We start from the raw sequence: 8,778 nt of genomic DNA, 5'->3' as shown, positions 1-8,778 counted from the left end.
TGGCCAAGGGCAAGAATAAGAAGCTCGCCCTGATTGCCGTCTGCAACAAACTGCTCAAGCAAGCTTTTGCCATCATCAAATCAGGCGTGCCTTACCAAGCCGATTTTACCTCAAAACGTGCGCTGAAAGCTTGACTTTTAACACAGTTCTTGTTAAGGGACGAAACCCAGATGACAGCGGCACTATTTGCACTTCCCTATTGCCCCCAAAATCCTGTTTGCTCCGGCCCGGGAAAGCACCTCGTTTCGAGTTTACGAAACTCATCTACTTGGCGCATTTCGTAAACTTTGATTCGTAGACGAGTTTCTTAAACTCGCCCTGCCCTATTGGGGCCAGCTGGCCACCAGGTGCCGAACTGATTCCTGTCGTTCACGAAAAGGAGCGTGGCTGTTGCAGAACTCAGTGCCGACCTAATCCGCGCGGGTTTCGCGGCCCAATTCGAGCCAGAAAAGCTATCTAATGGTTCTTTTACACGCACAGCGCAGCCTACTGAGGCTGTTTCCGCATTATTCATGGAGTTCTGCAACAGCCACGAGCAATTCTTTACTACCAGTGTTGATTGCTAAGCCGTGCCGTACAGGTTAACACCCATAATATCCTTTTTTCGGCGTTTAAAATACTGTACACAAGCACTATACAAGTGCATTTTATCCGTTGACAAGTCTAAGTGCTGTATTTTCTGACTTGCTCACTTGGGTGACCTGCGATAAGTTTGTTCGCTGGGTCTTTCCGCGCTTTCCTACTCCTTGACGCCATGAAAAACGTGCTGCTGGTCCTGCTAGTCCTGTTGGCAAGCTGTAAAAAAGAGGAAATAGATGCGCTGCCCAAGGCTACGCAGCAGGGCAAAAACACGTTTGGCTGCCTCTTGGACGGCCAAGCGTTCCTGCCCACATCCAGCCACAACATTTTTCAGCCTACCACCCCACTGCAAGGGTATTTTTACCGGCGTGAAATTGGCATAAAGGCTTATGGAGAACAGGGGCAAATGTACTTGGCCTTGCGCGACGCGTTTCGGCCGGGCACCTACTCCTTGGGCGAAACCTCTACGGGCAACTACGCCAGTCTAAGTCGCGGCTCGGGCAGCTTTTATATGTCGGCCACGCGCGCGGGCTCGGTCACGCTCACCCGCATTGATACTGTTGCCCGCGTGATGGCCGGCACATTTGAGTTTTCTGCACTTGACTATCAGGGCGGCGGCACTATCTCCGTCACATCGGGCCGTTTTGACGTTGCGTTCTAAGGCAAGCCTTGTTCGTTTACGCAAACGGTGGTGGCTGTTGCAGAACCTTTCGGGGAGCTCCCAAACAGCGCGGGCGAACGACGATGGGGGCGTACATGGCTAGTGGAAGGGCCATTCTGGCGTGGTCTAGCCCCCAGATGCTTCGCTTAACCGGGCCATGCGGAGTTCTGCAACAGCCACGGTGATTTAAACAGCCCTCGGTTTTCGGTTAGGCTCCGATAAGGGCCCGTTAGCGGACCTAAGATAGCGCTGGGGTGCCCTCACCAGATAAGAAGGTGCCTTGAGAGCGAATTATGGCCGTGGCCCCGCCGACCCGGCTACCGGTACCACTGCTGCCCACAGCCCCAGCAGCACCCGTTCCTCGTGCTGCCAGTTGAGTTGGGGGGCGGCGCGGCGGCAGTTGTCGGCCAGGTGCTGGTAGCGGGCGGGCTCGTCGCGCAGCAGGCGGTTGAGGGCGCGGGCCAGGGTGGCGGGGGCGAGGTCGGCCACCAGCTCGGCCACGTCGAACTGGTCGTTGAGGGCGCGGTATTCGGGAAAGTCGATGAGCACCTGCGGGATGCCGGCGTGCACGTAGTCAAAGAATTTATTGGCCAGCGAGTAGTAGTAGCTCAGGCCGATATTTTCGAGCAGCATGATGCCCACGGCGGCCTGCCGCGTGACGTCGCGCAGGGCCTCAGGCAGCACGAACCCCCGGAATTCGACCTTCCCGGTGGCCAGCAGGCCCAGCCGTTCGGCCCGTGCGCGCAGGGCCGCCGATAAATCTCCTTCGCCGCAAATCACCAGCCGGCCCGCCACCTGGGGCATGGCGTCGAGCAAGCTTTCGAGGCCCCGGCCCATATTTAGAGCCCCTTGGTAGAGGATGTAGCCACCGGGTGGAGCGGCGGCCGGAGCCGGCGGCAGCGGTTCGCCATCGCGCAGGCGGCTCACGTTGCGCACCACCGCGAAGGGCTGGCCGTAGCGCTGCGCGAACACCCGCGCCAGGGCCGGGCCCACGGTGTAGGCCAGCCGGGCGCGGGGCACGATAAAGCCTTCCACCCAGTGCCAGATGCGCTGCACGGCGGGCCGGGCCACCACTTCGGGTACTTCCGTAAACAGCTCGTGGGCATCGTACACAAAGGGCTGGCCGCCGAGCCGGGCTCGCAGCCACACGGGCAGCGCGGTGTCGAGGTCGGCGGCGCACCAGGCGGCAGCTTTTTGCCCCAACAAGTAGAAAAACAGGCGCACATTATACTCCAGGTAAAACAGCTTGCCGTGCTGAAACCAGCCGCGCAGACGGTGCTGCGCATATGGCTGGGGCAGGAGCGGGGGCGAGGCCGGCCGCTGCCAGCCCACCAGCTGCACGCGGTAGCCGGCGGCGGCCAGGCTGTCGCAAATGCGCTGCATGCGCTGGTCGAAACACAGGTCGGTGGTGACGGCGAAGAGCAGCGCGGGGGCGGAGGGAGAAGGCAAGGGGCGGGAGCGGGCGGCACCGAAGGGAGGCCGGGTTATTTTATTTTGGCCAAATTTACGCCGCCGTCTAGCAGGCGAGTGGCTATCTTAGCAGGAAATATCATCAGGTAGTTTGCGTCATTCATATGGCTTCATTTCCGGCTACTTCTACTGTCCGCCCCGTGGCCCCGCCGCTAGCGACGCTGCTCGACCAGCTTGGCCAGGCATATATGCTGTCCGACCGCAAGGGTAGCATCGTGGAGGTCAACGAGGCATTTCTGGCCCTGACGGGCTACACGCGCGAAAAAGTGCTGGGCCAGCTCGGCCACCAGATGTTTGCGCCCCCCACGGAGCGGGAGTCGCGCCGGCAGGAGTATCTCGAGTGCATCGACACCCAAACCCTGCCGTCTAGCTACGAGCGGACCCTGCTCACGCGCGGCGGCCAGCTGCGCCAGCTGCTGTGGCAGGCGGGTTTCACCCGCGACGCGGCCGGCAGCGTGACCGGTATGTGGGCCGCCGGCCACGAGCTGCTCAGCCACAGCGTACCCAGCCCGGCCCTGACCGGCGACAGCACCCACCTGCAGGACTTCCTCGACAACGCCCAGGACCTGGTGCAGCACCTCAGCGCCGACAACGGCTTCCTGTTTGTGAACAAGGCCTGGAAGGAAAAGCTGGGCTACACCGACGCCGAGCTGGCCACCCGCACCCTTGCCGACGTGGTGCACCCCTACTACAAGGCCAAGCTGCTCTACCAGTTGCGCAACCTCTACGACGGCGAGCCAGTGAACAAGGTCGAAACCGTGTTTCTGACCAGCATGGGCAAGCCGGTGCACCTCATTGGGAGCATGAGCGTGGTGCGCGAAGAAGGCCAGCCGGTGAGCAGCCGCGCCATTCTGCACGACATCACGGACCGCATCAAGGCCGAGCGGCTCCAGAAAGTCTACTACAGCATTGCCAACCTGGCCATCTCGGCCAAGGACTTGCCCAGCCTCTACGGCGCCATTCACCGCGAGCTGAGCAAGATTATTGAAACCAGCAACCTGTTCATCGCCCTCTGCGACGATGCGCGCACGCAGCTGCAGTTCGTGTACCACGTCGACCAGCACCCGCAGCACCGGCCGCAGGCAGCGCGGCCGTTTTCGGCGGGCGTGTCGGAGTACATCATTGCCGGCGGGCAGCCGCGCTACCTCACCCACACCGATTTTCAGCAGCTCATCCGCAGCGGCACCATCACGGCCTACGGGCTGGTGCCGGAGGTGATGCTGGCCTCGCCGCTGAGCATCGGCGACCGCATTATCGGCGTGCTGGCCGTGCAGGACTACAGCCGCGCTGATGCCTACACGCCCAGCGACCTCGACGTGCTCCATTTCATCTCGAACCAGGTGGCGCTGGCCATCGAGCGCAAGCGCAACGAGGAGCAGATTGGGAAGCAGACGGCCCGCCTCAATGCCATTTTCGAGAGCGGCTCGCACGTGATGTGGACGGTGAATACCCGCGCCCACCTTATGAACTTCAACCGCAACTACGCGGCCCTGTTTCTGCGGCGCAACGGCACGTACCCGGTGCGCGGCCTCAACCTCTGGGAAGCCGACCTGGCCCACATGCCGGAGGCCGAGCGCGACACCTTCGTGCAGCATTACGACGCGGCCGCCAAGGGCCAGGCCCAGCGCTTTGAGATGCGCCTGCGCGACGCCCGCGGCTACGATGTGTGGACGGACATCTACCTCAACCCGATTTACCTCGGCGATGGCTCCTTTGAGGAAATCTCGGCCATTGCCCACGACATCACCGAGCAGAAACGCGCCCAGCTGGCCCTGGAAGCGCAGGAAGAGAAGTTTCGCTCCATCTTCGAGTCGTTTCAGGATATTTACTACCGCACCGACGCGGCGGGGTTGCTCACCATTGTGAGCCCTTCGGTGCGCGACGTGCTGGGCTACGAGCCCGAGGAGGTGCTGGGGCAGCCCGTGACCAACTACTACGTCGATGCCACTGACCGGCCCAAGGCCAACGAAGAAATTCAGCGGAGCGGCGGTCTGCGTAACTTCGAAACCCAGATGTGGCACAAGGACGGTTACCCGGTGAGCGTGCTCGTGAACGCCCGCATTGTGGGCGGCGGCGAAAGTGGCACCCAGGGCATTGCCCGCGACGTAACCGAAATCCAGCAGATGCAGGACGACCTGCGCCAGGCCAAAGACGCTGCCGAAGCCGCCCTGGAAGCCAAAACGCAGTTCCTGGCCAACATGAGCCACGAGCTGCGCACGCCCATGAACGGCATCATCGGCATGATTGACCTGCTCGACCAGACCGTGGAAACCGACGAGCAAGTCGACTACGTGGACACGCTGCGCAAAAGCTCCGACGCCCTGCTCACCATTCTGAACGACATCCTGGACCTGTCCAAGATTCAGGCCGGCAAGCTCCAGATTCGCGAAACGCCCATCGAGCTGCAGGCCGTGATGGAGCGCATCCGCGCCCTGTTCATCTACCGGGCCGAGCAGAAGCACATCCGCTTCACCTACCACATCACGCCGCACACCCCGCGCTACGTGGTGACGGACGAAGTGCGGCTGCTGCAAATCCTGTCCAACCTGGTGGCCAACGCCATCAAGTTCACCAACGAAGGCACGGTGGGCATCGTGGTGAGCAGCGTGAGCACCGACGGCGAGCTGCACACCCTGCGCTTTGCCGTACAAGATTCGGGCATTGGCATTTCGACCGACAACGCCAGTCTGCTTTTCACCAACTTCACCCAGCTCGACACCACGCCCAGCAAGGCCTATGGCGGCACGGGCCTGGGCCTGAGCATCAGCCGGCAGCTGGCCGAGCTGCTGGGCGGCGAAATCGGGGTGCTCTCCGACGAAGGCGAGGGCAGCGTGTTCTGGTTCACCATCAGCGCCCGCGAAGCTTTTGCCGAAGGGGTGCCCGTGGTGGTGCCCGTGCGCGAGCCCGTGTTTCAGCCCTTCGAAGCGCCGCCCCGCGTGCTGCTCGTCGACGACAACGCCATCAACCAGAAGGTGGGCCTGCGCCTGCTCACCAAGCTGGGCTGCGAAGTGGACGTGGCCAGCGGCGGCCCCGAGGCCATCATGCTGGCCACGGCCTCGGGCGCGGAGTACAACATCATCTTCATGGACATCCAGATGCCGGAAATGGACGGCGTAGCGGCCACCGCCGAAATACGCCGCCTGCTGGGCATAAACTGCCCGCCCGTGGTGGCCATGACGGCCTATTCCATGCAGGAAGACGCCGGCCGCTTCATGCGCCAGGGGCTCGATGACTACGTGGGCAAGCCCGTGAAAAGCCGCCACCTTTACGAGGTGCTGCACCGCTGGCTGCGCCCGCGCCTGGCCCGGCCCGCCGTGGCTGCCGCGGCCCCGGTGGTAGCCCCGGCCGCTCCGGTGCCGGCCCCGCACGTGGCCCGCGAGCCCACGCTCGACGACGGCATTTTGCGCCAGCTGGTAGAGCTGGGCGGCCCGGAGTTCACGGCCGACCTCTACCAGGAATTCGAGCAGGAAGCCGGTGATTTGCTGCGCGACGCCGCCCCCACGGCCGCCGAAGGCAGTTTCCGTGAGCTGCTGCCCATGCTGCACCAGCTCAAGGGCACGGCGGCCACGCTGGGCGGCGTGGCCCTGGCCGCCCAGGCCCGCCACCTTGAGCATCAGCTCAAAGAAGGCCGGCTGGAGGAAGGAGCCGTGGGATTTCAACTTCTGGAACATTACTTTGCACAGTTCGTTGCCGAATATCCCGGTGCCGTTGAGCGAGCCACCAATACTCCCACCGTTTAAAGGACGCCTGCCTTTCTGCATCAATAGTCATTCTACCCTATGAACCCAACCCTAACCCCCACGCTCATGTCCGCCGACACCCCTACAAAAACCATTCTGATTGCTGAGGACAGCTCGGTAATTCTCAACCTCACCCGCAAAATTCTGGAGCTGCAGAAGTACAAGATTGTGCTGGCCAAAAATGGGGGCGAGGTGCTGAAGCAGTTGGAAAGCAACTCCGTCGACTGCGTCCTGATGGACATCAACATCCCCGTGAAAGACGGCATGCAGTGCACCCGCGAAATCCGCGCCCACGCCGACCCCAAAATCAACAAGCTCCCCATCATCGCCATCACCGGCAACGCCAACAACTACACGATGGACCAGTTCCGCGAAGCCGGCGTGACCGATTACCTACCCAAGCCGCTCGATTTCGACGCCCTGGTGCGCGTGGTGAAGCAATACGTCGGGTAAGTTTTAGTTGTCAGTTGCTCGTTGTCAGTTGTTAGGTTGTTCTATTCAGCTGTTCAAGCCTGGCTAACAACTGACAACGAACAACTGACAACTATCCATGAAAGTCACTTTTCTTGGCACGGGCACTTCCTCCGGGGTGCCGATGATTGGCTGCACTTGCCCGGTGTGCCGTTCGCTCGACCACCGCGACCACCGGCTGCGCGTGTCCGTGCACCTGGCCTTGGACGGGCGCAGCTTTGTGATTGATTCCGGCCCCGATTTCCGGCAGCAGATGCTGCGCGCCCGCGTCATGCACCTCGACGCGCTGCTTTTCACTCACGAGCACAAGGACCACACCGCCGGCCTCGACGACATCCGGGCCTTCAATTTCCGGCAGCAGACCGATATGCCGGTTTTTGCCGAGCCCCGGGTGCTGAACCAGCTCAAGCAGGAGTTTGCCTACATTTTTGCCGAGCACAAATACCCCGGCGTGCCCCGCGTGGTGCTGCACGCCATCGAGCGCGACGACGCCCCATTCGATGTGCTGGGGGTGCCCGTGCTGCCGCTCCGGGCCCTGCACCACCGCCTGCCCGTGCTGGGCTTCCGCATCGGCAATTTCTGCTACCTCACCGACGCCAACCACATCGGGCCCGAAACCCGCGACCAGTTGCGCGGCGCCGATGTTATCGTGCTCAACGCCCTGCGGCGCGAGGAGCACATCTCGCACTTCACCCTCGCCCAGGCCATCGCCGTGCTGGAAGACGTGCAGCCGAAGCGGGCCTATTTAACGCACATCAGCCACCAGCTGGGCCGCCACGCCGAGGTAGAAGCGGAGCTGCCGCCCTGGATTCGGCTGGCGTATGACGGGCTGAAGGTGGAGGTGTAGCGTATGAAATTTGGGGTCACTAGCGAGACTTATCGTTCCGCAATGACTATTGCGGAATTGTTGAAGCAAGCACAAATTGCGACGGTAACCTGGCGCGAATTGATTGACAATCCTTTTCAATCAAAAGCATTTGTGGGGAAAGTAGGAGCTGAGGGATTTAAAGTGCGGAGAATTATTCGGTACTCGAATCCCTTACAGCCCTACATTATCGGACAGGTTCAACCTTCGCCGGATGGAAAGAGCAGCAGGCTGCAACTCCAGTATCAAGTGTCTTCGTGGCTTCTGATTATGGCGGCTTTGGGCAATATGGTGGCAATTGGCATAGGTATCTGGTATTTGGTAATGCGTAAGTCCATTGCTGGTCCCGTGCCATATTTTATTGGTTTCGGCTTACTAGCTGCTTTTTTCATTGGTGGAGTTTTGGCATTCTGGTGGGAAGTGGGCTATTGCCGAAGGGTGCTAAAGCAGCTTTTGGCTTTAGAGTCACTTGTGTAGCATCGTTTCGTACCCCCCAAGCTGGACATTACCATGCACACCAACTACTATTTCCTGCGCCAGCTGGCCCCCGCGCTCACCGAGCGGCTGCGGGGCTACCGCGTGGCCGTGTGCTTCTCGCAGGAAAAAGACGAGCTGGTCGTCGGCCTTACCGATGGCGCCAAAGAGTTCTGGCTGAAAGCGCAGCTGGGGGCCACTTTCCCGGCCATAGCCCTGCCCGAAACCTTCCAGCGCGCCCGCGCCAATTCCGTCGATTTGTTCCCCGATTTGCTGGGCCAGCAGGTCGAAACCGTGGCGGCCTGGCCGCAGGACCGGGTATTGCAAGTGAATTTCCGCAGCGGTGCCCGGCTGGTATTTAAGCTCTACGGCCCGCGCCCCAACGCTATTTTCCGGACTGCGCCCGATGCGCCGGCCCAGCTCTTCCAGCAAAAACTGCTGGCCGATGGCGACTTGAAGGCCCAAACAACCGCCGCGCTGCCCGTGGCCGGCAAGCTCCCGCCCCCGCTAGCTGACCT

The 8,778-nt window shown here is 61.3% G+C and carries 6 protein-coding genes and 1 pseudogene; 6 read left to right on the top strand and 1 reads right to left on the bottom strand.

Annotated features, from left to right (window positions below; genetic code table 11):
* The first annotated feature begins 754 nt into the window (after positions 1 to 754).
* Positions 755 to 1,240 carry a DUF6252 family protein gene (locus tag J4G38_RS27425; RefSeq protein ID WP_210521986.1) on the top strand — a complete coding sequence of 162 codons (486 nt, stop codon included), beginning with the start codon at positions 755 to 757 and terminating at the stop codon, positions 1,238 to 1,240.
* Between the two features lie 291 nt (positions 1,241 to 1,531).
* Here the strand turns inward: J4G38_RS27425 and J4G38_RS27420 are convergent, their stop codons facing one another.
* On the bottom strand, positions 1,532 to 2,689 hold the full coding sequence (locus J4G38_RS27420; RefSeq protein ID WP_210521987.1) for a glycosyltransferase: 1,158 nt from the start codon (positions 2,687 to 2,689) through the stop codon (positions 1,532 to 1,534).
* A 161-nt stretch (positions 2,690 to 2,850) separates the two neighbouring features.
* On the opposite strand from J4G38_RS27420, the gene J4G38_RS27415 reads away from it, so the two are divergent.
* The 5 genes and pseudogenes from J4G38_RS27415 to J4G38_RS27395 all read left to right on the top strand — a co-directional run.
* Positions 2,851 to 6,450 (top strand): PAS domain S-box protein, encoded by a 3,600-nt coding sequence (locus tag J4G38_RS27415; RefSeq protein WP_226163997.1) that lies wholly within the window; start codon positions 2,851 to 2,853, stop codon positions 6,448 to 6,450.
* Positions 6,451 to 6,516: 66 nt separating this feature from the next.
* Positions 6,517 to 6,903, top strand: a complete 387-nt coding sequence (locus J4G38_RS27410; RefSeq protein WP_210521989.1) for a response regulator — start codon at positions 6,517 to 6,519, stop codon at positions 6,901 to 6,903.
* 97 nt (positions 6,904 to 7,000) lie between these two features.
* Complete coding sequence (locus tag J4G38_RS27405) at positions 7,001 to 7,768, top strand: MBL fold metallo-hydrolase (protein ID WP_210521990.1); 768 nt, start codon at positions 7,001 to 7,003, stop codon at positions 7,766 to 7,768.
* A gap of 42 nt (positions 7,769 to 7,810) precedes the next feature.
* Positions 7,811 to 8,263 carry a hypothetical protein gene (locus J4G38_RS27400; protein ID WP_210521991.1) on the top strand — a complete coding sequence of 151 codons (453 nt, stop codon included), beginning with the start codon at positions 7,811 to 7,813 and terminating at the stop codon, positions 8,261 to 8,263.
* Positions 8,264 to 8,296: 33 nt separating this feature from the next.
* Positions 8,297 to 8,778: pseudogene (locus J4G38_RS27395) on the top strand (NFACT RNA binding domain-containing protein); the annotation flags it as partial.

Origin of the sequence: Hymenobacter terricola, assembly GCF_017921975.2 — a bacterium.
Taxonomy (GTDB): domain Bacteria; phylum Bacteroidota; class Bacteroidia; order Cytophagales; family Hymenobacteraceae; genus Hymenobacter; species Hymenobacter terricola.
This window is presented reverse-complemented; position numbering and strand designations above follow the sequence as displayed.

What these genes read in the sequence shown, in the direction of transcription:
- J4G38_RS27425 (WP_210521986.1), top strand. Translation starts at nt 755, where the DNA reads ATGAAAAACGTGCTGCTGGTCCTGCTAGTCCTGTTGGCAAGCTGTAAA.
- J4G38_RS27410 (WP_210521989.1), top strand. Translation starts at nt 6,517, where the DNA reads ATGTCCGCCGACACCCCTACAAAAACCATTCTGATTGCTGAGGACAGC.
- J4G38_RS27405 (WP_210521990.1), top strand. Translation starts at nt 7,001, where the DNA reads ATGAAAGTCACTTTTCTTGGCACGGGCACTTCCTCCGGGGTGCCGATG.
- J4G38_RS27400 (WP_210521991.1), top strand. Translation starts at nt 7,811, where the DNA reads ATGACTATTGCGGAATTGTTGAAGCAAGCACAAATTGCGACGGTAACC.